Here is a 23,994-nt window from a genome sequence, read left to right as displayed (position 1 = left end):
GTCACCGTCGGGTCGGCGCATCATTCGCTGCGCGAATCACCCCATGCGCGGCGCGAAAGGGCGGCTTGGCGCGCGCCGTGCTTATGCTAAGGCTGTAGCGACAAGTTTCTTGCCGCGGCGGGATCATTTGCCCTCGCCCTTCGTACTGACCAGCAACCAACAGGGAGACCAGCCATGTCGTCCAATCATTTGACGCGCCGCGGCCTGTTGCAAGGCAGCGCGGCTCTCGCCGCAGCCAGCCCCGTCGTGGCGCAGGCCGCCGCTATACCCAAGCGCAACGGAGGAAGCGCGATGATCCCCGTCGAATTGACCGTCAACGGGCGAGAGGTGCATCTGCAACTCGACCCGCGCACCAGCCTGCTCGACACGCTGCGCGAACATCTGCACCTGACCGGCACCAAGAAAGGGTGCGACCATGGCCAGTGCGGCGCATGCACCGTGATCGTGGAGGGTCGCCGCATCAACAGCTGCCTGACCCTGGCGGTGATGCATGATGGCGAGCGCGTCACGACGATCGAGGGGCTGGGCACGCCCGACAAGCTGCACCCGATGCAAAAGGCCTTCATCGTCCATGACGGCTATCAATGCGGCTATTGCACGCCGGGGCAGATTTGTTCGGCCGTCGCGGTGCTGGACGAGATCAAGGCGGGCATCCCCAGCCATGCGACGGCGGAACTGGACGATGTGGCGTTCAGCGACGCGGAACTGCGCGAGCGGATGAGCGGCAATATCTGCCGCTGTGCCGCCTATCCCAACATCATCGCCGCGATGCGAGATGCAGCCGGGGAGAAGGTGGCATGAAGGCCTTCACCTATGAACGCGCCTCCACCGTCGAAGCGGCGGCCAAGGCCGCGGCCTCGGTTCAAGGCGCGCGCTTCATCGCCGGCGGCACCAACCTGCTCGACCTGATGAAGCTGCAGATCGAAACGCCGACCCATCTGATCGATGTCAACCATCTGGGGCTGGACCGGATCGAGAAGACGGCCAACGGCGGGCTGAAGATCGGGGCACTGGTGCGCAATACCGACCTGGCGGCCGACAAGAGCGTGCGGCAGGATTATGCCGTGCTCAGCCGCGCGTTGCTGGCCGGCGCATCGGGCCAGCTGCGCAACAAGGCGACGACCGGCGGCAACCTGTTGCAGCGCACCCGTTGCCCCTATTTCTACGACACGCGGATGCCCTGCAACAAGCGCAAGGCCGGGAGCGGCTGCGGCGCGATGCAGGGGATGAGCCGCAGCCTGGCGATATTGGGCGTGAGCGACGCCTGTATCGCCCAGCACCCCAGCGACATGGCGGTGGCGATGCGGCTGCTGGACGCGCAGGTCGACACGATGGGCGCGGACGGCGCGGCGCGGGCGATCCCGATCGCGGACTTCCACCTGCTGCCTGGCGACACGCCGCACAGGGAAAGCGCGCTCAAGCCGGGCGAGATCATCACATCGGTCACTCTGCCCAAGCCGGTCGGCGGCGCCTATGTCTATCGCAAGGTCCGCGACCGCGCCTCCTACGCCTTCGCTTTGGTGTCGGTAGCGGCCGTGTTCGGCAAGGATGGCAGCGCGCGCTTCGCCTTTGGCGGGATCGGCGCGAAGCCGTGGCGCACGCAAGAGGCCGACGCAGCAGCCAAAAGCGGAGCCAAAGCCGTTGCGGAAGCAGCCTTGGCCGGTGCGCGCACCACCCATCATAACGAGTTCAAAAAGACATTGGTCGAACGGACGCTTGCGTCCCTCTATCGCCAGCGGGAGGCACGGGCATGAAGTTCGATACGCCAGCGGGCATCAACCCGATCGACAAGGGCCGGGTGGTCGGCATTCCACACGACCGCATCGACGGCGCGGCCAAGGTGACGGGCAGCGCGCCCTATGCCTACGAACGGCACGACGCCGCCCCCAACGCCGTCTATGGCTGGATCGTCGGGTCCGCCATCGCCAAGGGGCGGATCGCGGCGATGGACCTGCGCGCCGCCGAGGCTGCGCCGGGCGTGCTGGGCATCGTCACCCACGCCAATGCCGGCAAGCTGGGCAAGGGTGCCATGAACACCGCGCCGCTGCTGGGCGGGCCACAGGTGGACCATTATGAGCAGGCGGTCGCGCTGGTCATCGCCGACACGTTCGAAAATGCGCGCGACGCGGCCAGGCTGGTGCGGATCGATTACACGCCGGAAGACGGCAAATATGACCTGGCGGCCGAAAGCCTGAAGGGCGTGATGCCGCCCGACAGCTTTGGCACCCCGGCCGATACGAAGGCGGGCGATTTCGATGACGGTTTCGCCAAGGCGGCGGTCAAGATCGACCAGCGCTACACCACGCCCGACCATAGCCATGCGATGATGGAACCCCATGCGACGACCGCGGCCTGGAATGGCGACAGGCTGACGCTGTGGACATCGAACCAGATGATCGCCTGGGGCGTAGGCGAAGTCGCCAAGACGCTGGGCATCCCCAAGGAGAAGGTGCGGCTGGTGTCGCCCTATATCGGCGGCGGTTTCGGGTCGAAACTGTTCCTGCGCGCGGACGCGCTGCTGGCGGCGCTGGGCGCGAAACAGGTGGGGCGGCCGGTCAAGGTCGCCATCGCCCGGCACCAGATCCCCAACAACACCACCCACCGCCCGGCGACGATCCAGCGCATCCGCATCGGCGCGGACAAGGACGGGGTGATCGACGCGATCGGCCATGAAGTCTGGTCGGGCGACCTGCCCGGCGGCAGCCCGGAAACGGCGGCGCAGCAGACGCGGCTGCTCTATCGCGGCGCTAACCGGATGACGGCGCACCGACTGGTCACGCTGAACTTGCCCGAAGGCAATGCGATGCGCGCGCCGGGCGAAGCCGTCGGCCTGCTGGCGCTGGAAGTGGCGATGGACGAACTGGCCGAAGCCTGCGGCGTCGATCCGGTCGAACTGCGCATTCGCAACGATGTGCAATATGATCCTGAAGCCGGGCCGCAGCGCCCCTATTCCAGCCGCAAGCTGGTCGAGTGCCTGCGCGCCGGGGCCGATCGCTTCGGCTGGGACAAGCGCAAGGCCAAGCCGGGGCAAGTGCGCGACGGGCGCTGGCTGGTCGGCATGGGCGTCGCGGCCGCCTTTCGCAATAATCTGGTCGGCAAGTCGGGCGCGCGCATCGGCGTGGACGCGCAGGGCAAGGTCATCGTCGAAACCGACATGACCGATATCGGCACCGGCAGCTACACGATCATCGGCCAGACCGCCGCCGAAATGCTGGGCGTGCCATTGGATCAGGTGATCGTGCGGCTGGGCGACAGTCGGTTCCCGGTATCGGCCGGGTCGGGCGGGCAATGGGGCGCGAACAGCTCGACGGCGGGCGTCTATGCCGCGGCGATGGCGTTGCGCGCGAAGCTGGCGGAGAAGGCGGGCTATCCCGCCGACAAGGCGCAGTTCGACGATGGCCTGGTGAAATTCGACAATAAGTCCCAGACGCTCGCCGCACTGGCCGGGCGCGAGGGGCTGTGGGCCGAAGACAGCATGGAGTATGGCGATCTCGACAAACGCTATGCCCAGGCCACTTTCGGCGCGCATTTCTGTGAAGTCGGCGTCGATATCGACACGGCCGAAGTGCGCGTCCGCCGCATGGGCGGGGCATTTGCCGCCGGGCGCATCCTCAACCCCAAATCCGCGCGCAGCCAGGTGATCGGCGCGATGACCATGGGCGTGGGCGCGGCGCTGATGGAATCGCTGGAGGTCGACACCCGCTTCGGCTTCTTCGTCAATCACGACATGGCCGAATATGTGGTGCCGGTGCATGCCGACATTCCGCAGCAGGACGTGCTGTTCATCGACGAGCTGGACGACAAAAGCTCGCCGATGAAGGCCAAGGGCGTGGGCGAGCTGGGTATCTGCGGCGCAGGCGCGGCGGTGGCCAATGCGATCTACAACGCCACCGGCATTCGCCTGCGTGACTATCCGCTGACGATCGACAAGCTGTTGAAAGCGCAGGCGGCATGACGACGGCCCGACCCAAGGTATAATGGAGCGCCGCGCCGCCGCCTCCTAGCCTCCCGGCGATAAAAGACGGGAGGATGGGCGTGAGGGTGATGGCGGCGCTGTTGGCGGGAAGCGCATTGATCGGAGCCGGATCGGCGCTGGCGCAGGCGCCCGATGCCGGGGACGCCGTGCGCCAGCCGATCATCGTCACCGCACCCGGCGGCGCGGTCGATCTGGACGACGCACTCACGCTGAGCGCCTCGGACATCGGCAGGACCGGCAGTCCGGATTTCCTCGGCGCGCTGACCCGCAATTTCGCCGGCGTTACCTTGCAGGATGCGCAGAATAATCCGTGGCAGCCCAATCTCGTCTATCGCGGCTTCGTCGCGTCCCCGCTCCAGGGGCAGGCGCAGGGCATTGCCGTCTATCTGGACGGCGCGCGCTTCAACCAGCCCTTCGGCGACACGGTGCAGTTCGACCTGCTGCCCGAAGCGGCGGTCCGGGGCGTCAGTCTGCTCGACAAGAGCGCCGTCTATGGCCTCAATGCGCTGGGCGGGGCGTTGGTGATCGACACGAAGACGGGGCTGAGCGATCCGGGGCTGGAGGCGAGCCTGTCGCACGGCCGGTTCGGCACGACCGAGGCGAGCGTCGCGGGCGGCATGGCCTGGGGCGACTGGAGCGCGTTCGGCGCCTTCCAATATAGGCGCGACGATGGCTGGCGCGATCATTCGCCCTCCACCCTCTATAATGGCTATGCCGATGTCGGCTTCGACACGGCGACCGGCGGCTTGCACCTTAAAGTCGTCGGCGCGAACACCGACCTGACCGGCAATGGCGTGTCGCCGGTGGAGTTGCTGGCGGCGGACCGGCGCGCCGTCTTCACCTGGCCCGATAACAGCCGCAGCCGCTATGGCCGGGTCAGCCTGCACCCCTGGATCGCGCTGTCCGACACGACCCGGATCGAAGGGACACTTTATGCGCAGAAATTGACGCTGCGCACCGTCAATGGCGACGCCGCCGATATCGAAGGCTGCGAGGATGACGACGACGTTGGTTTCGTCTGCCTGGAAACCGTTGGCGGCGATGACGAGGAGAAGCAGGCCGTCCTGACCGGCGCCGATGGCAATGCCATCGCCGACTCGCTGGGCGGCGAGGGCTATGGCGTGCTCAACCGCGGGCGCACGGCGACGCGGGCGATGGGCGCGCTGGCGCAGCTGATCGACACGCGCGCGATCGGCGCGGGCGAGAATGTCTTCGCACTCGGCTTCAGCTACGACACCAGCCGCACCCGTTTCGACACTTCGACCGAACTGGGCGCGCTGACCGACGATCGCAGCGTCGAGGGGCTGGGGTCCATCATCGTGCAGCCCGACGGCGCGATCGCGCCCGTCGGCCTGATCGCCCATACCGACTATTGGAGCGTGTTCGTGCAGGACAGGTTGCCGATCACGTCACGCCTGTCGGCCGAGATCGGGCTGCGCTACAATCATGCGCGCATCGTGATGCTGGACCAGATCGGCACCGCACTGAACGGTCGCCACCGCTTCCAGCGCCTGAACCCCGGCATCGAGTTCGACTATGTCGTTTCCGACGGACTGACGCTGCGCGCGGGCTATGCGGAAAGCAATCGCGTGCCGACCCCGGCCGAACTGTCCTGCGCCGACGAAAATGCGCCGTGCAGCCTGACCAATTTCTTCGTCGCCGATCCGCCGTTGAAGCAGGTGGTCGCCAAAAGCTGGGAAGCGGGCGCGAAGGGCCATGCCCAGGCGGGCGGCTTCACGATCGACTGGCTGCTGTCGGCGTGGCGCACCGACAATCGCAACGACATCCAATATGTCGCGTCCGAGATTCGCGGTCGCGCCTATTTCCGCAATATAGGCAGCACGCGGCGGCAGGGCGTCGAAGCAACGGTGCGCGCCAGCCGGGGCGGCCTTACCGCGGGGCTGAGCTACGCCTTCACCGACGCGACCTATCGCGCGCCGCTGACCCTTTCCAGCCCCGCCAATCCCTCGGCGGACGAGGAAGGCCTGATCGAAGTCGCGCGCGGCGACCGGCTGCCCGGCATTCCCCGGCACAGCGCCACGCTGAACCTCGATTTTGCGGGGAAAGGCTGGTCGGTCGGCGGCGACGTGATCGCGCGATCGGGCCAATATCTGGTCGGCGATGAGGGCAATGACGAGGCCAGGCTGGGCGGCTATGCGCTCGTCAACCTGCGCGCAAGTCTGACCCTGGTGAAGGGCGTCAGCCTGTTCGGCACGCTCAACAATGCGCTGGGCCGCCGCTACGCGACCTTCGGCACCTTCAGCGAAGTGGACGAGATCGCACTGGAAGAGGCGCCCGGCGCATCCAACCCGCGTGCTTATGGGCCGGGCGCGCCGCGCCGCTGGCAAGTCGGCGTGAAAGCGCTATTCTGACCATCTGACAACAGGAGAGAAACAGCATGACCGCCTATTTCGTCGCCGTCCGCAACAGCATTTCCGACGCCGAAACCTTCGCCACCTATGGCGATCTGGCCGGCAAATCCATGGCGGGCCACGCCATCACGCCGCTCGCCGTCTATGGCAAGACCCGCGCCACCGATGGGCCGGCGACCGAAAGCGCCGTCATCATCGCCTTCCCGACCTTCGAGGAGGCAGAGGCCTGGTATGACAGCCCCGCTTATCAGGAGGCGCTGAAGCTCCGGCTGGCGAGCGGCGACTATCAGACCTTCATCATCCAGGGCGTCGATTGACCCTTTCGCCCAAAATATCCACTTTTCGGTGCTTTCCAGATTCCATAAGTGATTGTTTATAAAGAAAAATAGGAAGTCATGTGTTCAGATCCGGCGCATGACTTCCTAAAAACCGTTATTTAACAACGGCTTGAATTTCGTCAATCTGTGACAACTGTCCAACTCGCTGTTGCATTCACGGCACATCCACCCGCGGCAGCAGCGTCGCCTCCAGCCCCGGATAGAGGTGCGACACGCTGCGCTGCAATTCGTAGCGCCCCGCCGCCATGGTCGCGAACCGATCGGGAATGGGCAGCTCGCCCGCCTCGACCATGTCCAGCCCGCCCCGCACCGCCTGGGTCAGCGTCGCTTCCAGCCAGTCGATCCAGTCGCGCGTCTGGTCGATCGCCGTCGTGCCGCCCGGATCGAACGGACCATGGCCGGGCAGCACGCCCCTGTGCGGCAGCGCCGTCAACTGGTCCAGACTGGCGCGCCACAGGGCCAGATCGGCCGTCGGCGTGCTGGGCGCGCGGTCGTGGAAGATCAGGTCGCCCCCCAGCAGCAGGCCGGTCTGCGGATCGAGCAGGGCCAGGTCCGCCGCGCTATGGCCGGACAAAGCGAGCAGGCGCAGCGACCGGCCGCCGAAATCCTCCTCCAACGCTGTGATCGCCCGCCCCGGCAGCAGCAGGTCGGTGCCGCGCATCCAGTCGCCCAGCAAACGGTACATGCCGTCGGCATAGCCCTGCCCCTGCGCCCGCAACGCATCGATCGTGCCGGGCAGCGCCGCGACGATGGACGGATCGAAGGCGGCAAGGCCCAGGCCATGATCGGGATGAAGATGGCTCACATAGACCCGCACCACCGGCTTGCCCGTCAGTTGCTCCGCCGCCCGCCGCAGCGCGCGGGCGTAGCGGACGGACGGGCCACAGTCCCACAGCACCGTCCCGGCCGGCGTGGCGATGATTGCGATATTGGCGATGGCGCCGCCATTGCCCGCCTCGATCGGCTCGTCCGCTCCGCGCACCAGCCAGACGCCTTCGCCGATCGGTTCGGGGGCGATGGCATAGCCGGCCGCGCGCGCAGGGACCGACGCCAACGCCCCCACGCCACCGAGCAGCGATCGCCGCGACAGGATCATCGGCCGCCCGGCATCGACGCCGGAACAGGTGATTGCCGCGCCACGGACAGCGCCGCGCGATAGTCGCGCCCGTTGGTGTCCCGCGCCTCGACCCGCAGCGCCTCCCCGGCCCCGCCATCGACCATCAGCGTGATCGCCGGATCTTCGGCCACCGCCGCCCATATCTCCATCTCGCCCAGCGTCCGTCCATCCGCGCCCTTCACGCGCAGCGCTTCGAGATGATAGGTGGCGATATTGGCGACGAAGCCGGTATCCATCGGATGGCGGAAATTGAGCCGCACCCGGCTGCGCCCGTCCGCCATCGGCCAGGCTTCGCCGCGTATCTCGCCCAGATGGTCGGCCCAGTCGCCCCTGACCCGGCTGACCGGCGGCGCAGAGCAACCGCCGCCGGCCGCATCGACCCATCCGCCTGACACCAGCCATTGCCCGCTGGCCAGTTGCACCGCGCCGCGTACCGGGGTGCGCTGGTCGAGCTTGATGCGGGTTGCGACATAGGCGGCGGCGTGGAGGGGGCGATAGTCGATGGCGATAGGAATGGGATTGAGATCGACCAGCAGCACCATGCGGGTCACGCCCGCTATAGCGCGCGCGTCGATCGCCACCGGAAAGGCGCGCTGATTTTCCGCGATCATCGGGAAATCGACCTGCACGCGCGGATCGAACCGCACCGGATCGTCGCCGAACAGGGTGCGGGCATGGGCGGCCCACATAGGCGACCCCAGCGGATCGACGGGTGCTGTCGCCCTGGCGTCGGCCGCGACCAGCACCAGGGCGAGCGCGACCCAAAGGCTTGCCTGCCTTTGCACTGTCCTTCTCCCTTAAGCCGGGGTCTATTCTCCTCCCGCGTCGGTTACCATTGGCCCTTGGGTCACCCCCCGGAGACGATCATGCGCCGCTTCCTCCTCCCTGCCCTGCTGATCGCGTCGCCGGCGATCGCGCAGGAATCTTTGTTCGACCCGGCGGGCTATCGCATCGCTTATTATCGCGCCCCGGTACGGCAGCCGCCAGTCGGCGTCGGCCGGATCGCCCCGGCGGCGGCTGCGCAGCTAGTGCCGGGGCGCGACGCGCTGTTCATCGATGTGCTGCCGGCCGAGGGCGGGCATCGCGAGGCCGACGGCCGCTGGCGGCTGGCCGCGCCGCATGATTCCATCCCCGGCGCGCACTGGTTTCCCGAAACCGGGCGTGGCGCGCTGGCGCCGGGGATCGACGCCTGGTTCGCGCAAGGGGTCGCGCGCCTGACCAAGGGGCGCCGCGACGCGATGCTGATCCTCTTCTGCCGCGCCGATTGCTGGATGGGATGGAATGCGGCCAAGCGTTTGCAAGCGGCTGGCTATAGCAATGTCTGGTGGCTGGCCGAGGGAACGGACGGGTGGAGCGACCTGAAAAAGCCGCTTTCCCGCGTCGAGCCGGCCGGCGGTGCTATGCCATAGGACCAAAGGTCAATTGTGCACGCAGCCCCTGTGGCCGCACTCTCCATGCAATCCGGCAGAGAAAGCCGTCCGATTCCATGGAGAGTGATTTGACTGACCTGCGCATCCCGGCCTGTTTGCTGACCGCCGCCGTCCTGGCCTTTTCGCTGCCCGCCGCGGCGAAGGAGATTGTCGTCCAGATGAAGAATCAGGGCGCCGATGGGTCGATGGTGTTCGAGCCGAGCTTCGTGAAGGCCGCACCCGGCGACACGATCCGGTTCAAGCCGACCGACGCCAGCCATAATGCCGAAACCATGGCCAACATGCTCCCCGCCGGCGCGACGCCGATGAAGGGCGGCATGAACAAGGAAGCGGTGCTGACCGTCGGCAAGCCCGGCCTCTACGGCATCAAATGCATGCCGCATTATTCGATGGGCATGGTCGCGCTGGTGCAGGTGGGCAAGGTGACGCCCGCCGACATCGCCGCCGCCAGGGCGGTGAAGATGCCGCCCTTCGCCGCCAAGCGCATGACCGCGGCGCTGGCCAAGGTGAAGTAAGGGCCGCGCCGCTTTTCCATTTTTACGCATAGCAATCGGGAGTAGACACATGCTGCAGCAGGCGATGGAGCGTTTCGCGGGAAAGACGCTGATCCGCGACCAATATGACAATTATATCGGCGGCGAATGGGTCGCGCCGGTGCAGGGCGGCTATTTCGACAATATCTCGCCCGTCACCGGCCAGGTCGTCGGCAGGATCGCGCGCGGCACCGCCGCCGACATCGAGCTGGCGCTGGACGCCGCGCACGAGGCGAAGGAAAGCTGGGGCAAGACGTCCTCCACCGAGCGGTCCAACATCCTGCTCAAGATCGCCGACCGGATGGAGGCCAATCTCGACCTCATCGCGATGGCCGAGACGATCGACAACGGCAAGCCGATCCGCGAGACGACCCATGCCGACATCCCGCTCGCCATCGACCATTTCCGCTATTTCGCGGGCTGCGTCCGCGCGCAGGAAGGGTCGATCAGCGAGATCGACCATGACACGATCGCCTATCATTTCCACGAACCGCTGGGCGTGGTCGGCCAGATCATCCCGTGGAACTTCCCGATCCTGATGGCGGTGTGGAAACTCGCCCCGGCGCTGGCCGCGGGCAACTGCATCGTGCTCAAGCCCGCCGAACAGACGCCGATGTCCATCCTGGTGCTGCTGGACGTGATCGGCGACCTGCTGCCGCCCGGCGTGCTGAACGTCGTCAACGGCTTTGGCGTGGAGGCGGGCAAGCCGCTGGCCAGCAACAAGCGGATCAGCAAGATCGCCTTTACCGGCGAGACGACGACCGGCCGCCTGATCATGCAATATGCATCGGAAAACCTGATCCCGGTCACGCTGGAACTGGGCGGCAAGTCGCCCAACATCTTCTTCGCCGACGTCATGGACGCGGACGACGATTATTTCGACAAATGCCTGGAAGGGTTCGCGATGTTCGCGCTGAACCAGGGCGAAGTCTGCACCTGCCCCAGCCGCGCGCTGATCCAGGAATCGATCTACGAGAAGTTTATCGAACGCGCCATCGCACGGGTGAAGGCGATCAAGCAGGGCAGCCCGCTCGACCCCAGCACCATGATCGGCGCGCAGGCGTCGAACGACCAGCTTGAAAAAATCCTTTCCTATATCGAGATCGGCCTGAATGAAGGCGCAGAACTGCTGACCGGCGGCGAACGCGCATCGCTCGATGGCGAACTGAGCGAGGGCTATTATGTGACCCCGACCGTGCTGAAGGGCCACAACAAGATGCGCATCTTCCAGGAAGAGATTTTCGGCCCGGTGCTGGCCGTCACCACCTTCAAGGATGAAGCAGACGCGCTCGCCATCGCCAACGACACGCTGTACGGGCTGGGCGCGGGCGTATGGACCCGCGATGGAACCCGCGCCTATCGCATGGGCCGGGGCATCCAGGCGGGCCGGGTGTGGACCAACTGCTATCATGCCTATCCCGCCCATGCGGCGTTCGGCGGCTACAAGCAGTCGGGCATCGGGCGTGAAAACCACAAGATGATGCTGGACCATTATCAGCAGACCAAGAACCTGCTGGTCAGCTACAGCCCCAAGGCGCTTGGCTTCTTCTAAAGCCGTCGACGGTTCGTCAAAGGCGGATTCCTCTCCATAAGGCCTTTGACGGCGGCGGGCATTCTTTCCCTGATGCCCGCCGCATCGTCGTTTTTCAGGAGCATGATCATGACCGGGCTGCCCCCACGCATATTGGCGACGCCAGAGGCGCAGGCGCTGATGCACAGCCTGACGCACAAGCACGGGCCGCTGATGTTCCACCAGTCGGGCGGATGCTGTGACGGGTCCGCGCCGATGTGCTTCCCGCGCGGCGAATTCAAGGTCGGCGGGCAGGACGTGCTTCTGGGCCATGTCGCGGGCGACATAGCGGTGTGGATCGGGGCGGCGCAGTTCGACTATTGGCGCCATACCCAGGTAACCATCGACGTCGTGCCGGGACGCGGCGCGGGCATGTCACTGGAAAGCCCCGAAGGCGTCCGCTTCATCGTGCGGTCGCGGATATTCGACGACGCGGAAAATGCGCTGCTGGAAGCGGCGGGCGATCCGGCCAGGGGCGATGCGGTCACGGCATAGGACGGGCGTGACATTGGGACGCGACGCGGTGCATAACCCCCGGAAAAGGGGGAGGCCATGGGGGAGAGGAACATGACCATGCTGGCGTCGGAAATCGGTTTCGCGTCGAGCCATTCGCCCGATCCGGCGACGGCGATGGCGGACGTCGCGCGGCAATTGGGCGACGCGCCGCTGGCCGGGATGCTGCTGTTCTGCTCGCACCGCTTCGACCGCGATGCGCTGGCCCGCGCGGTCAACCGCCATAGCGAACATGTTGTCGCGATCGGCTGCACCAGTTCGGGTGAACTGACCGAGGCGGGCTATGACGAGGACAGCCTGAGCGTGATCGGCTTTCCCGCCGACGCCTTTCACCTGACATCCCATATTTTCGACGATATCGATGCGTTCGATCCCGTTGCCGCGCGCGAGGCGATCCGGTCGCTCGCCGCCATCGCCGATCGGGACAGCCGGCGGCTGGGCGAGGCGGTCAACCACGTCGCGCTGTTCCTGGTCGATGGCCTGTCGCACCGCGAAGAATTGCTGACGATGACGATCCAGGATGCGCTGGGCGACATCCCGCTGATCGGTGGATCGTCGGGCGACGGGCTGGCGTTCCGCGAAACCGCCATTTTTGAGGGCGGGCGGTTTCACAAGCGCGCGGCGGTGATCGCGATCCTGTCCACGCCGCGCCCGATCCATGTGTTCAAGGCGCAGCATTATCGTCCCGGCGCGGCGAAGATGGTCGTGACCGGCGCGATCCCGCAGGACCGGATCGTGACCGAGATCAACGCGGAACCGGCCGCGCAGGAATATCTGCGGCTGGCGGGCCATGCCGGCGAAGCGCTGGGCCTGGCCTTTTACGCAGCCCATCCGCCGATGGTGCGCGCAGGCGGCGACTATCATGTCCGGTCGATCCAGAGCGCCAACCCGGACGGCAGCCTGACCTTCTATTGCGCGATCGACGAAGGGATCGTGCTGACCGTGGGCGAGCCGATCGACCGGATCGCGGGGATGGAGACGATGTTCGCCGACATCGGCGCCCATGTCGGCCAGGTCGACCGGATCATCGCCTTTGATTGCGTGCTCAACCGCATCGACGCGGAACAGCGGCAGATCGGCCGCGCCGTGTCCGAACTTTATGGCCGCCATCGGGTGATCGGTTTCAACACCTATGGCGAGCAATATCATGCGCTGCACGTCAACCAGACGTTCAGCGGGCTGGCGATCGGGCGATGACGGAAACGATCCTTCCTTCGACCGAGGCGGAACTGGCTCAACTGCGCGAAGACAATCGCAAGTTGCGCAAGATCAACGCCGCGCTGATCGATCGGGTGGAACGGTCCAGCGACATGGCCGGCAACGCCTTTTCGATGTTCGAAACCGCGATCACGCTGGAAGCGATGGTGCGCGAGCGGACGACCGAGCTGGAAGACGCGCTGGGCAGGCTTGCCACCGCCAATGCCGACCTGGCCCAGGCCCATGCCAGCGCCGAAGCGGCGCAGGTGCGGCTGCGCGACGCGATCGATTCGATCAACGAAGGCTTCGTGCTGTTCGATGCGGAAGACCGGCTGGTCCTGTTCAACGACGCCTATCTGGGCTTCTGGCCCGAAATCGCCGACCAGTTGCACGAAGGCATGTCGTTCGAGGATGTCGCGCGGCTGGCCGCGGCGCACCACCGCCCCCCCGGATCGGTGGTCGCGCCCGACCGCTGGGTGTCCGACCGGCTGGCGCGTCACAGCGTTGCCGATGGCGGCCATGTCCAGGCGCTGGCCGACGACCGCTGGGTCCAGATCAACGAATTGCGCACCAGCGAGGGCGGGATCGTCGGTATCTATACCGATATTACCGAAGTGAAGGCGGAGGATGCCCGCAACCGCGCGCTGGAACTGGCCGAACGCAATCTGGTGCTGCAATCGACGCTCGACAATCTGTCCGAAGGCGTGTGCCTGTTCGATGCGCAGGGACGGGTCGCCGCCTGGAACGAGGCGTTGCAGCATGTGCTCGACCTGCCCGACGACTGGGCGCAGGAAGGGGCCAGCCATGGCGCGCTGCTTGACTGGTGCCGCGATCGGCTGGGCATGGCGGACGGAGGGTGCCTTGACTGGCGGGGGGACCAGCCAGGCGCGGCGCGCCATGCGCTGGTCGCAGCCGGGGATCGTCATTTCGAAGTCCGCAGCACGGCGCTGGAGCGCGGGGGACAGGTCATCGGCTTCACCGACGTCACCGTCATGCTGCGCGCGCAGGCGGGCCTTCAGGAAACAGCCGAGACGCTGGAGCGCCGCGTCGCCGAGCGCACCGCCGAACTGCGCGCCGAAGTCGCCGAACGGCGCGAGATCGAGGCGCAGTTGCGCGACGCCAAGACGGCGGCGGAGAAGGCGAACCTGTCCAAGACCAGCTTTCTGGCCGCCGCCAGCCACGACCTGTTACAGCCGTTGAACGCCGCGCGCCTGTTCGTCGCGGCGCTGGGCGACCGGCGGCTGGCGCTGCCGACCCGCGCGCTGGTCAACCAGACATCGACCGCGCTCGATTCGGTCGAGGATCTGCTGGAGGCGCTGCTGGAGATCAGCCGGCTCGACGCCGGCGCGATCCAGCCGGAGATTGGCGACTTCCGGCTCGATACGCTGCTGGGCACGTTGCGGGTGGAATTCGCGCCCGTCGCGCGCGCATCGGGCTTGGTGCTGGACATGGCGAGCGAGCCGCTCTGGGTCCGGTCCGATATCAGGCTGGTGCGGCGCATCCTGCAGAATTTCCTGTCCAACGCGCTGCGCTATACGCAACAGGGATCGGTGCGGCTCGATTGTTTGGTCGGCGAACGGGCCATCCGCGTCAGCGTGACCGATAGCGGCCCCGGCATCGCGGCCGACAAGCAGGCGCTGGTGTTTGAGGAATTTCGCCGGCTCGACACCCGCACCAGCGGCAAGGGGCTGGGCCTGGCCATCGTCAAGCGGGCGAGCGACATGCTGGGCCATCGCGTGACGCTGGAGTCCGCGCCCGGCCGCGGATCGACCTTCGCGATCGATCTGCCGACCGGCGAGCCGGTGGCGGACCTGGACAACGAACCGGAGATGATCGGGCGCGACCGCTCCATGCGCGGACTCAACGTGCTGGTCATCGATAATGAACGGGCGATCCAGACGGGGATGCGCACGCTGCTGGGCGGCTGGGGCTGCACCGTGCTGGCGGCGGGCGGCTTTGCCGAAGCGACCGGCCTGTTCACGGCCGACAGCGCGCCGGACATCATCCTGATCGACTATCATCTGAACGAGGGCGAGACGGGCGACGTCGCGCTCGACCGGTTGCGCGACCATTTCGCGATGCCGGTTCCCGCCGTGATGATTTCCGCCGATCGCGGCAAGGAGTTGAAAGCGCGGCTCGATGCGCATGGCATCCCGCTGCTCAACAAGCCGGTCAAGCCCGCCCAGTTGCGCGCTCTGCTGCGGACCATGTTGAAATAGCAGGTTCGCAGGCAGGATGGCCGCGACTCAATCGGCGCCGAAATGCACCCGATTGGCCTTGATCACCGCCTGGGTGCGGCTCAATACACCCAGTTTCTGCAAGATCGCCGACACATGCGCCTTGATCGTGGTCATCGACACGTTGAGATCATGGGCGATCTGCTTGTTCAAGCGGCCGTTGACAAGATGGCCCAGCACCGTCTTCTGCTGCGGCGTCAGGCTGTCGATGCGGCGGGCGATATCGTCCTCCTCCGCTGACGGCGCAGCGGCCTCCCCCATGGTGTCGGGCAGGTAGATTTCGCCCGACACGACGCGATGCAGCGCCTCCACGATCGCGCTGCGCTTCAACGACTTGGGGATGAAGCCGGCGGCGCCGGCGGCCAGCGCCTCCTGCACGATCGGCCGGTCGAATGCGCCCGACACCATCACCACCGGCAGGATCGGAAAGCGATCGCGCAGAAGTTTCAAGCCATCCAGACGCCGCACGTCGGGTATGTTCAAATCGAGCAGGATCAGGTCGAAATTTTCCTGCTTTTCCAGCGTTGCGACCGCCTCTTCGAGGCCCGCCGCCTCGAAAATCTCGATATTGTCGAAACTGATCGCGATCACGCTGCGCAACCCATCGCGCACCAGCGGGTGATCGTCGATGATCAACACCCGTTCCATGACCGCTTCCCCGCCCATATAATGCCCCATATCCTGCCCCTGCCGCTGATGATCGGACACATCATGGGACGTGGCAAGCCGCAATGCGCCGGGCGGGATGGCCGGGGCCGATTGCGCATAATGTCCACGTCCCATGACGATCATTTGCCTGGTTCCTTATTTAGGCAGCTTGAACACCCAAAGGGCGCCGCCCTGATTGATGTCCTTGAACGACTTGGCGACTTCGCCGCCCCACAGCGGCACCGCGCCGCCCCAGCCGGACATCACCGCCACATATTGTTCGCCATCCTGTTCCCAGGTGACGGGCGATCCGACCACGCCCGACCCGGTCTGGAACTTCCACAATTCCTGGCCGGTCTTGGCGTCGAACGCTTTGAGGAAACCTTCGGGCGTGCCCGTGAAGACGAGGTTGCCGCCGGTCGTCAGAACGCCGCCCCACAAAGGCGCCTTGTTCTTATATTCCCACATGATCTTGCCGGTCTTGGGGTCCATCGCCCGCAGCGCGCCGATATGATCCTCCGCGATCGACTTGATGGTGAAGCCCGCGCCCAGATAGGCCGCGCCCTTCTTGTAGGCGATCGGTTCGTTCCAGATGTCCATGCCCCAGTCGTTGGACGGAATGTAGAACAGGCCGGTATCCTGGCTGTAAGCCATCGGCATCCAGTTCTTGCCGCCCAGGAAGCTGGGCGAGGCGAAGACCGGCTTGCCCTTGCCCTCGCCGGGCGCGGGCGGACGGCCTTCGGGGATGACGTTGGGCTTGCCGGCCTTGTTGAAGCCATTGGCCCAGGTCGTCTGCATGACGAACTTGTTGGCGCTGATGAACTTGCCGTTGGTGCGGTCGAGCACGAAGAAATAGCCGTTGCGGTCGGCCTTCGCGCCCAGCTTCATCGGCTTGCCGTTGATGGTGGCGTCGAAGGGGATGAATTCATTCACCCCATCGAAATCCCAGCCGTCATGCGGGGTGGTCTGATAATGCCATTTGATGACGCCGGTTTCCGGGTCGATCGCCAGCGTGGAGGCGGTGTAGAGATTGTCGCCGGGGCGCAGATGGCTGTTCCAGGGCGCGGGGTTGCCGGTGCCGAAGAAGAGCAGGTTGGTTTCGGGGTCGTAGGTGCCGCCGAGCCAGGTCGCGCCGCCGCCGCTCTTCCACAAATCGCCCTGCCAGGTCGCGTTGAGCTTGCCGGTGATGCCGTTATCCTTGCCCTTGAGCGTGCCCATATGGCCTTCGATCACGGGACGATGCCAGATCAGCTCGCCCGTGTTCACGTCGCGGGCTTCCACCGCGCCGACGACGCCGAACTCGCCGCCCGAATTGCCGGTGATGACCATGCCCTTGACGATCAGAGGCGCGGCGGTGGCGCTGTAGCCTTCCTTGTAATCAGCGATCTGCTTGTTCCAGATCACCTTGCCGGTGATACGGTTGAGCGCCACCAGCCGCGCATCGAGCGTCGCGAAGATGATCTTGTCGCCATGGATGGCGGCGCCGCGGTTGACGACGTCGCAGCACGGCATGATGCCGTCGGGCAGGCGGGCGTCATATTGCCATTTTTCCTCGCCAGTGCGCGCATCGAAGGCGAACAGGCGCGAATAGCTGCCCGTCACATAGATGGTGCCGTCATAGACGATCGGCTGCGCTTCCTGGCCGCGCTGCTTTTCGCCGCCCAGCGAGGCGGCGAAGGCAGGCACCATCTTCGACACATTGCCGCTGTTGATGGCGTTCAGGGTGCTGAAGCGATGCGCCTGCGGCCCCATGCCATAGGTCAGCACGTCGCCCGTCGATTTGGCATCGTTCATCAGATCCGCATCGGTCGGCCCTTCGGCCCATAGCGGCGCGGCGCCAATCGCCAGCGTCATCGCAGCAACGCCCGACAGCGCCCGCATGATCGGTCCCTTCATAACCATCCTCCCTTGTTGAACGGGCGCTCTACGCCCCCCGTTTATGTGCAGACTATGCCGCCCAGACAGAGCGGCAATTGGACCTTTGGTCGGACATGGCCGGCCTTCACCCCGCGGCGTTCGCCGGGGTCCAGGTGACGCCATAGCGCGCGAACAGCGCCTTCATCTCGCCGCTGGCCGCCATGGCGGTGGTGATTTCCTCGACCGCATCGCCCAGCGTGCGGCTATTTTCCTTCACCGCCATGCCGATGTCCCAGCCGGGCGAGGTGAAGGCGGGCAATGGACCCTTGCGCAGCGAGATCCGACTGGCGCGCTCGCCCGCACGGTGCAGCCCCTCCTCGATCTGGGCGCGGCTGGCGATTACGGCGTCGGCCCTGCCGCCGGTCACCGCATCCACAGCCGCCGACCCGGTCGGATAATGGGCCACATCCTTGGTCAATATCCCGCCGAAGCTGCCGATCAGATAGAAATCGGGGATGCTGTCCAGTTCGGCCGCCAGCCGGCGCCCGCGCCATTCGGTCGGCATCCCTTCCAGCGGCACCGCGCCGCCCAGGCCGGCCAGCGCGAAACTTTCGCGATAATAGGGCGCGACGATCGCGACCTGATCGTTGCGGGCGGCGAAGGTGCGGTCGAAGGGGACATGCAGCATGACGTCGCCCGGCATGAAGCCCAGCAGGCCGCCCTTCCATACGCCGTTGCGCAGATCGTCGTCGGCGCTTTCGTCCGCCACGAGTTCCGCCACGTCGGCGCGCACGCCGAGCTTTACGGCGATCGCCTGCGCCAGATCGACGTCGAGCCCGACGAGCTTGCCGCTTTCCTCCCACGACCAGGGTCGGTTATCCTTGTAGACGACCACCCGCAGCGTGCCGAGCGCCTTGACCTTTGCCAGCGGTGCGGCGTCGCTGCGACCCGGCAACAGGCCCAGCGCCAGCGCCGCCCCTGCCCCGCCCATCCATGCGCGACGGCTGAGCATCGGGATCAGCCTTCGTGCTTGGTTTCGAGCCAGGCGCGGATCGCCCAGCCGGCCTTTTGCCCCAATACGTCGCCGAAGGGCGGCATATAGACCTTGCCGTCATGGCTGGAGCCGTGGCGGTAGCGTTCGGCGAACCACTGGTCGCCCGACTCGCCCGCTTCCAGATAGCGCAGGTCCGGCGCGATGCCGCCGCTTTCCGCGTCCAGCCCATGGCAGCGCGCGCAATTCTGGCCATAGGCGGACTGGCCGATCTCGATCGCCTTGGCGTTGCCGCTATAGGGATTTTTCTCAAGCCAGGTTTCGCCGATTTCCGGCAGCGCGGACGTATCGACCGCCTGCGGCGTCACGTCGCCATGCGCCAGCAATGCACTTGTCGCAGTCATGCCCAGCGTAGCGATGGCGCCCAGCAATGCGACCCTACCCAATATCTTCATTATATCCTCACCCGGTCGGTTTTCCCCTGATGGCCGCCAGTGTAGGCAAGGGCGGGCCGCGTCCCCATTGGCCATTGGTACAATCCCGTAGCGAGCGGGCTGTGGATAGACCGTTGGAAGAAGATTAGGGGCAGGAGGCGGGTATGAAGCGCATCATCATGGCAGGGTTGATATTAGTGCCTGCCGTCGCGCAGGCCGAAACCCTCTATGTCTCCAACGAGCGCGGCGACAGCGTCAGCGTGATCGACGCCGCGTCGGGCGCGGTGAGGGCGACCTGGCCGGTGGGCGGCCGGCCGCGCGGCATCACCGTGTCGAAGGACGGCAAATATCTCTATCTTTGCGCCAGCCTGGACCATGCGGTGCAGGTGATCGACCGGGCGAGCGGCAAGGTGGTGGCGGAACTGCCGTCCGGGCAGGATCCGGAACAGTTTTTCCTGTCGCGCGACGGCGCGACCCTGTTCGTCGCCAATGAGGATGACGCCGCGCTGACCGCGATCGACCTCGCCAGCCGCACCGTCGCCTTCCAGGTCGATGTCGGCGGCGAGCCGGAGGGGGTGGCGCAAAGCCCGGACGGCCAATGGGTCGTGGTCACATCCGAGGAGGATAATGTCGTCAACTGGATCGACATCAAAGCCAAGACAATGGTCGCCGAGACGCCGACGGACCAGCGGCCCCGCCATGTCGAATTCACCGGAGACGGCGCGCAGCTATGGGTCGCGGCGGAAGTCGGCGGGACGGTGCAGATCATCGACACCGCCAGCCGGCAAGTGGCCGAGACGCTGCGCTTCGCTATTCCCGGCATCCCCGACCATCGCATCCTGCCCTGCGGCATCCGCTTCACGCCCGATGGCAGGACCGCCGTCATCGCGCTGGGCCGGGCCGATCATGTCGCGCTGGTCGATGTCGCGGCCCGCAAGGTGCGGGCCTATCTGGCGGTCGGCAAGCGCGTCTGGCATGTGGCGATCAGCGCCGACGGGACGCGCGCCTATGCCGCCAATGGTCTTTCGGACAATGTCTCCGTGATCGACCTGGCCAAGGGCGCAGTGACGCAGACCATCGCCGTCGGTGCTGCGCCGTGGGGCATCGTCGCCGCGCCCTGATTCGCATCCTGTCCGAAGGAACGAGAACCTAAGTCCAATTTCTCGGTTCCCTCATCCGTCCCACTCTTCGCCCCAACCGGACACAAGCCGGCGATATACAGGGAGGATGATAATGAAGGGGACGTTGCGCCTGATGAGCGCGGCTGGAGCATTGATGCTCGCCGCCACCGCGGCGCCGGCCATGGCCGGAACCACCGCGGATCTGCTGAAGCGGCTGCACGAAAAGGGCATCCTGACCGATGATGAATATCAGGAGTTGGCGAAGGGTCAGACCGCCGAAGCGGCGCAGACCGCCGCGGCCCCTGCCCCGGCGGTGACCCCCGACGCATCCGGGGGGGCGGGCTATGTGCGCATGACCGACAGCGGCGTCGGCCTCCAGATCGGCGACGTGACGCTGAAATTCTCCGGCTCGGTCAACGGCTTCTACGTCCATGACAATGGCGACACGCCAAGCGCGACGACGGCGGTCACGGGCGGGGTCGCCACCGTGGGCGGCAGCACATCGGCCGTGCGCAACGGCCTGCTCCCCGGCTTCCTGAAAGTGGAAGCCTCCACCAGCCTGGAGGGATGGGACGTGGGCGCCCATTTCGGCATGTATCCGGGCATCAACTCGGTCAATTATGCGGCGGGCGGCGGCGCCAACAGCGCCGGCAATCCCCGCGCGCTGCAAACCGCGGGCATCGACTTTCGCCAGACCTATCTGACCTTTGGTCGCGCCGGCTTTGGCGAAGTCAAGATCGGCCGCGACATCGGCCTGTTCCAGTCCGAATCGATCCTCAACGACATCACCCTGCTGTCGTCGGGCACACCGGCGGGCAATGTCGCCCCGTCCAACACGACGCTCGGTCGTATCGGCACCGGCTATATCTACACCGACTTCCAGCCGCAGATCACCTATACCACGCCCAGTTTCAGCGGCTTCACCGCCAGTGTGGGCATATTCGAACCCTTGTCCTCGCTGACGGGGCCGGCCGAGACTAACAAGCAGCCGGGCTTCCAGGCGAAATTCGTCTATGACGGCAAGTTCGGCGATGTCGGCACCCGACTGTGGGTGTCGGGCGTGACGCAGAAGCATAATGTCGATGCAGGGCCGGACTATACCGGCTGGGGCTGGGACGCAGGCGCGAAGGTGACGTTCGGGCCGGTCACGGTGGTCGGCACCTATTATGACGCATCGGGCCTTGGCACCACCGCGCTCAACCTGTTCGACACCGATGGCCTGGGCAACAAGCGCGACAGCCACGGCTTTTACCTGCAGGGGCTGGCCACGTTCGGCAAATTCTCGGTCGGCGGCAGCTATGGCGAAAGCAATCTCGACTATGCCACTATCGCCGATGCGCTGGCCAACCCGACGCTGGTCGACAAGAATAGCAGTTGGGTCGGTCAGGTCCGCTACGGCCTCAACAGTTGGGTGACGCTGCTGGGCGAATATGTGCGCAGCAATTCGCAGGCGCATAACGGCAACGAAGCCACGTCCAGCGCCATTGCAGCAGGCGCGATCCTCTTCTTCTGACCAAAGGAACAATGTCACGGGGCGGGGGCTGCATCCTACAAGGATGCGGCCCCTTTCCGTTTGCAAAAGGCATGGAAAATAAGGAGAGGGGCGTCGAGGGGATCGCCATGAAAACTGTCATATTGCCTGCAATCTTATTGTCCGTACCGACGCTGGCTTTCGCCCAGGCGCCCGACGATGCGCCGGGGGAGGCGTCGCAGATCATCGTCACCGGCGCGGGGCTGGACCTGCCGCCCGGCACCCCGGCCTATGGATCGGTGGTGATCGACCGGCAGCGGCTGCTCGACAGCGCATCGGGGCGGATAGAAAGCGTGCTGGGCGATGTCGCGGGCTTCCAGCAATTCCGCCGGTCCGATAGCCGATCGTCCAATCCCTCCAACCAGGGCGCGACCCTGCGCGCGCTGGGGGGCAATGCGTCGAGCCGGACGCTGATGCTGCTCGATGGCGTGCCGATCGCTGATCCGTTCTTCGGCTATATCCCGTTCAGCGCGCTGGCGCCGGAACGGCTGTCCGTCGTGCGCGTCACCCGCGGCGGCGGTATCGGCGCGTTCGGCGCAGGCGCGGTGGCCGGGACGATCGAACTGGCCAGCGCGACGCGCGCGCAACTGCCCGATTTTTCCGCCAGCGCCTTTTACGGCAGCCGCGATTCGACCGAAGTCTCTGCTGGTCTGACCCAGGATCTGGGCGGCGGCTATGTTTCGCTGTCGGGCCGCTGGGACAGGGGCGACGGCTTCCACACTACGCCCAAGGACCAGCGCGTCGCCGCCACCGTGCCGGCCGCCTATGACGGCTGGTCCACCAATTTGCGCGCGGTCGCGCCGATTTCCGCCACGTCGGAACTGCAATTCCGCGCCACTCTGTTCGAGGATAACCGCACGCTGCGCTTCGCCGGAGCCGACAGCATGAGCCAGGGGCAGGACGCCAGCATCCGCTACATCAACCGCGGCGCGTGGCAGGTCGATGCGCTGGCCTATGTCCAGGCGCGCAACTTCTCCAACATAGTCATGTCCTCATCGACCTTCCGCAAGTCGCTGGACCAGCGCAACACGCCGTCCACCGGCATCGGCGGCAAAATCGAGATCCGGCCGCCGGTCGGCCCGGATCATGTGCTGCGACTGGGGGTCGATACGCGCTTCGCCACCGGCGACATGTATGAGGACGCCTATAACGCCATGAGCGGCGCGACGACATTCCGTCGCCATGCCGGTGGCGACCAGTGGACGACCGGCGCTTTTGTCGAGGATGACTGGACGCCAGAAGGCCTTGGAGGCAAGCTGATCCTGACCGGCGGCGTGCGGGGCGATCGCTGGTCGATACGCAACGGCTTCTACCATCAGGTCAGTGCGACCACCGGCGCCGCGACAGGCAGCGATTATGCCAACCGATCGGACTGGGAAGTGTCCGGCCGGGTCGGCGCGCTCTATCGCGCCAGCGACGCCGTAGCGCTGCGGACCGCGGCCTATAGCGGCTTCCGCCTGCCGACGCTCAACGAACTCTACCGACCGTTCGTGGTCTTCCCGATCACGACCCAGGCCAATGCCGCGCTGACCCCCGAAAAGCTGAAGGGCGTGGAAGCCGGCATCGACCTGACCCCGCTGACCGGCCTCACCCTGTCCGCCACCGCCTTCTACAATCGGCTGGACGACGCGATCGCCAATGTCACCAATCCATTGATAGCGAACACACGCAAGCGCCAGAATGTCGATCGCATCGTCGCCAAGGGCGTCGAACTGACCGCGGCGGCGGCGCTGGGCGACATCCGTCTGTCGGCCTCCTACGCCTATAACCACAGCATGGTCCGTGCGCCCGGCGCGGCGTTTAACGGCTTCACCCCGGCGCAGAGCCCGCGCCATGCGGCCAGCGCCACGGTCGCCTACAGCCCCGCCTCCGGCCCCACCCTGTCAACCACGTTGCGCTATGTCGCCAAACAATATGAGGACGACCTGCAAAGCGACGTCCTGCCCGATGCGCTGACGCTGGACGCGATCGCGCGCCTGCCGATCGGCCATGGCCTCAGCCTGGTGGCGCGGGGCGAGAATCTGTTCGACGAGACGATCGTGACCCGCAATGCCGGTGGATCGATGGATCTGGGGACGCCGCGTACGCTGTGGATCGGCGTCAGCTTTGGGCGCTGACGCGATTGGGAC

At 65.9% G+C, this 23,994-nt stretch carries 20 protein-coding genes; 14 read left to right on the top strand and 6 right to left on the bottom strand.

Translation table 11 applies throughout. The features are described from left to right. Positions 1-174: 174 nt before the first annotated feature. From paoA to sphantq_RS10710, 5 genes are all read left to right on the top strand, one after another. Entirely contained in the window at positions 175-801 is a 627-nt protein-coding gene (gene paoA / locus sphantq_RS10730) for an aldehyde dehydrogenase iron-sulfur subunit PaoA (RefSeq protein WP_066599045.1), read from the top strand. Further along, positions 798-1,754, top strand: coding sequence for an FAD binding domain-containing protein (locus tag sphantq_RS10725; RefSeq protein WP_272798488.1), 957 nt, complete (start codon positions 798-800; stop codon positions 1,752-1,754). Before paoA ends, sphantq_RS10725 begins: the two co-directional genes overlap by 4 nt. Further along, complete coding sequence (gene paoC, locus sphantq_RS10720) at positions 1,751-3,955, top strand: aldehyde oxidoreductase molybdenum-binding subunit PaoC (protein WP_272798487.1); 2,205 nt, start codon at positions 1,751-1,753, stop codon at positions 3,953-3,955. The genes sphantq_RS10725 and paoC overlap by 4 nt, the downstream gene beginning before the upstream one ends. 74 nt (positions 3,956-4,029) lie before the next feature. Then, positions 4,030-6,348, top strand: coding sequence for a TonB-dependent receptor (locus sphantq_RS10715; RefSeq protein ID WP_272798486.1), 2,319 nt, complete (start codon positions 4,030-4,032; stop codon positions 6,346-6,348). 26 nt (positions 6,349-6,374) lie between these two features. Further along, a complete protein-coding gene (locus tag sphantq_RS10710; RefSeq protein WP_272798485.1) occupies positions 6,375-6,665 on the top strand; it encodes a DUF1330 domain-containing protein in 291 nt (96 codons plus the stop codon). Between the two features lie 175 nt (positions 6,666-6,840). Here the strand turns inward: sphantq_RS10710 and sphantq_RS10705 are convergent, their stop codons facing one another. Then, positions 6,841-7,782 (bottom strand): quinoprotein relay system zinc metallohydrolase 1, encoded by a 942-nt coding sequence (locus sphantq_RS10705; RefSeq protein WP_272798484.1) that lies wholly within the window; start codon positions 7,780-7,782, stop codon positions 6,841-6,843. Then, positions 7,779-8,588, bottom strand: a complete 810-nt coding sequence (locus tag sphantq_RS10700) for a quinoprotein dehydrogenase-associated SoxYZ-like carrier (protein ID WP_129927542.1) — start codon at positions 8,586-8,588, stop codon at positions 7,779-7,781. The genes sphantq_RS10705 and sphantq_RS10700 overlap by 4 nt, the downstream gene beginning before the upstream one ends. Before the next feature lie 81 nt (positions 8,589-8,669). On the opposite strand from sphantq_RS10700, the gene sphantq_RS10695 reads away from it, so the two are divergent. From sphantq_RS10695 to sphantq_RS10670, 6 genes are all read left to right on the top strand, one after another. Next, entirely contained in the window at positions 8,670-9,212 is a 543-nt protein-coding gene (locus sphantq_RS10695; protein WP_272798483.1) for a rhodanese-like domain-containing protein, read from the top strand. 89 nt (positions 9,213-9,301) lie between these two features. Then, complete coding sequence (locus sphantq_RS10690) at positions 9,302-9,748, top strand: pseudoazurin (RefSeq protein ID WP_422917745.1); 447 nt, start codon at positions 9,302-9,304, stop codon at positions 9,746-9,748. A gap of 49 nt (positions 9,749-9,797) precedes the next feature. After that, positions 9,798-11,318, top strand: coding sequence for an aldehyde dehydrogenase (adh, locus tag sphantq_RS10685; protein ID WP_272798482.1), 1,521 nt, complete (start codon positions 9,798-9,800; stop codon positions 11,316-11,318). Positions 11,319-11,426: 108 nt separating this feature from the next. Then, complete coding sequence (locus sphantq_RS10680; RefSeq protein WP_272798481.1) at positions 11,427-11,831, top strand: DUF779 domain-containing protein; 405 nt, start codon at positions 11,427-11,429, stop codon at positions 11,829-11,831. 72 nt (positions 11,832-11,903) lie between these two features. Beyond that, a complete protein-coding gene (locus sphantq_RS10675) occupies positions 11,904-13,046 on the top strand; it encodes an FIST N-terminal domain-containing protein (RefSeq protein ID WP_066599016.1) in 1,143 nt (380 codons plus the stop codon). Next, entirely contained in the window at positions 13,043-15,265 is a 2,223-nt protein-coding gene (locus sphantq_RS10670; protein ID WP_272798480.1) for a hybrid sensor histidine kinase/response regulator, read from the top strand. The genes sphantq_RS10675 and sphantq_RS10670 overlap by 4 nt, the downstream gene beginning before the upstream one ends. Positions 15,266-15,292: 27 nt before the next feature. Here the strand turns inward: sphantq_RS10670 and sphantq_RS10665 are convergent, their stop codons facing one another. The 4 genes from sphantq_RS10665 to pedF all read right to left on the bottom strand — a co-directional run bounded on the left by sphantq_RS10665 (position 15,293) and on the right by pedF (position 19,234). Further along, positions 15,293-16,075 (bottom strand): response regulator, encoded by a 783-nt coding sequence (locus tag sphantq_RS10665; protein WP_066599009.1) that lies wholly within the window; start codon positions 16,073-16,075, stop codon positions 15,293-15,295. 12 nt (positions 16,076-16,087) lie between these two features. After that, a complete protein-coding gene (locus sphantq_RS10660) occupies positions 16,088-17,827 on the bottom strand; it encodes a methanol/ethanol family PQQ-dependent dehydrogenase (protein WP_066599006.1) in 1,740 nt (579 codons plus the stop codon). 106 nt (positions 17,828-17,933) lie between these two features. Further along, positions 17,934-18,800 carry a substrate-binding periplasmic protein gene (locus sphantq_RS10655; RefSeq protein WP_272798479.1) on the bottom strand — a complete coding sequence of 289 codons (867 nt, stop codon included), beginning with the start codon at positions 18,798-18,800 and terminating at the stop codon, positions 17,934-17,936. Positions 18,801-18,805: 5 nt separating this feature from the next. Then, positions 18,806-19,234, bottom strand: coding sequence for a cytochrome c-550 PedF (pedF, locus tag sphantq_RS10650; protein ID WP_066599000.1), 429 nt, complete (start codon positions 19,232-19,234; stop codon positions 18,806-18,808). A 143-nt stretch (positions 19,235-19,377) separates the two neighbouring features. Here pedF and sphantq_RS10645 point away from each other — a divergent pair, with 143 nt between their 5' ends. The 3 genes from sphantq_RS10645 to sphantq_RS10635 all read left to right on the top strand — a co-directional run bounded on the left by sphantq_RS10645 (position 19,378) and on the right by sphantq_RS10635 (position 23,982). Further along, complete coding sequence (locus tag sphantq_RS10645) at positions 19,378-20,334, top strand: PQQ-dependent catabolism-associated beta-propeller protein (RefSeq protein WP_272798478.1); 957 nt, start codon at positions 19,378-19,380, stop codon at positions 20,332-20,334. Positions 20,335-20,446: 112 nt separating this feature from the next. Then, positions 20,447-21,847 (top strand): porin, encoded by a 1,401-nt coding sequence (locus sphantq_RS10640; protein ID WP_272798477.1) that lies wholly within the window; start codon positions 20,447-20,449, stop codon positions 21,845-21,847. A 107-nt stretch (positions 21,848-21,954) separates the two neighbouring features. Beyond that, positions 21,955-23,982, top strand: coding sequence for a TonB-dependent receptor (locus sphantq_RS10635; RefSeq protein ID WP_066604738.1), 2,028 nt, complete (start codon positions 21,955-21,957; stop codon positions 23,980-23,982). Positions 23,983-23,994 lie beyond the last annotated feature (12 nt).

The organism is Sphingobium sp. AntQ-1 (assembly GCF_028538045.1).
In the GTDB taxonomy this organism is placed as follows: domain Bacteria; phylum Pseudomonadota; class Alphaproteobacteria; order Sphingomonadales; family Sphingomonadaceae; genus Sphingobium; species Sphingobium cupriresistens.
The sequence above is the reverse complement of the archived record's forward strand: the minus strand, read 5'-3'. Positions and strand labels throughout refer to the sequence as shown.

Coding starts and splice junctions, on each gene's coding strand:
- paoA (WP_066599045.1), top strand. CDS start 175: ATGTCGTCCAATCATTTGACGCGCCGCGGCCTGTTGCAAGGCAGCGCG.
- sphantq_RS10725 (WP_272798488.1), top strand. CDS start 798: ATGAAGGCCTTCACCTATGAACGCGCCTCCACCGTCGAAGCGGCGGCC.
- paoC (WP_272798487.1), top strand. CDS start 1,751: ATGAAGTTCGATACGCCAGCGGGCATCAACCCGATCGACAAGGGCCGG.
- sphantq_RS10715 (WP_272798486.1), top strand. CDS start 4,030: ATGGGCGTGAGGGTGATGGCGGCGCTGTTGGCGGGAAGCGCATTGATC.
- sphantq_RS10710 (WP_272798485.1), top strand. CDS start 6,375: ATGACCGCCTATTTCGTCGCCGTCCGCAACAGCATTTCCGACGCCGAA.
- sphantq_RS10705 (WP_272798484.1), bottom strand. CDS start 7,782: ATGATCCTGTCGCGGCGATCGCTGCTCGGTGGCGTGGGGGCGTTGGCG.
- sphantq_RS10695 (WP_272798483.1), top strand. CDS start 8,670: ATGCGCCGCTTCCTCCTCCCTGCCCTGCTGATCGCGTCGCCGGCGATC.
- adh (WP_272798482.1), top strand. CDS start 9,798: ATGCTGCAGCAGGCGATGGAGCGTTTCGCGGGAAAGACGCTGATCCGC.
- sphantq_RS10680 (WP_272798481.1), top strand. CDS start 11,427: ATGACCGGGCTGCCCCCACGCATATTGGCGACGCCAGAGGCGCAGGCG.
- sphantq_RS10675 (WP_066599016.1), top strand. CDS start 11,904: ATGACCATGCTGGCGTCGGAAATCGGTTTCGCGTCGAGCCATTCGCCC.
- sphantq_RS10670 (WP_272798480.1), top strand. CDS start 13,043: ATGACGGAAACGATCCTTCCTTCGACCGAGGCGGAACTGGCTCAACTG.
- sphantq_RS10665 (WP_066599009.1), bottom strand. CDS start 16,075: ATGATCGTCATGGGACGTGGACATTATGCGCAATCGGCCCCGGCCATC.
- sphantq_RS10660 (WP_066599006.1), bottom strand. CDS start 17,827: ATGAAGGGACCGATCATGCGGGCGCTGTCGGGCGTTGCTGCGATGACG.
- sphantq_RS10655 (WP_272798479.1), bottom strand. CDS start 18,800: ATGCTCAGCCGTCGCGCATGGATGGGCGGGGCAGGGGCGGCGCTGGCG.
- pedF (WP_066599000.1), bottom strand. CDS start 19,234: ATGAAGATATTGGGTAGGGTCGCATTGCTGGGCGCCATCGCTACGCTG.
- sphantq_RS10645 (WP_272798478.1), top strand. CDS start 19,378: ATGAAGCGCATCATCATGGCAGGGTTGATATTAGTGCCTGCCGTCGCG.
- sphantq_RS10640 (WP_272798477.1), top strand. CDS start 20,447: ATGAAGGGGACGTTGCGCCTGATGAGCGCGGCTGGAGCATTGATGCTC.
- sphantq_RS10635 (WP_066604738.1), top strand. CDS start 21,955: ATGAAAACTGTCATATTGCCTGCAATCTTATTGTCCGTACCGACGCTG.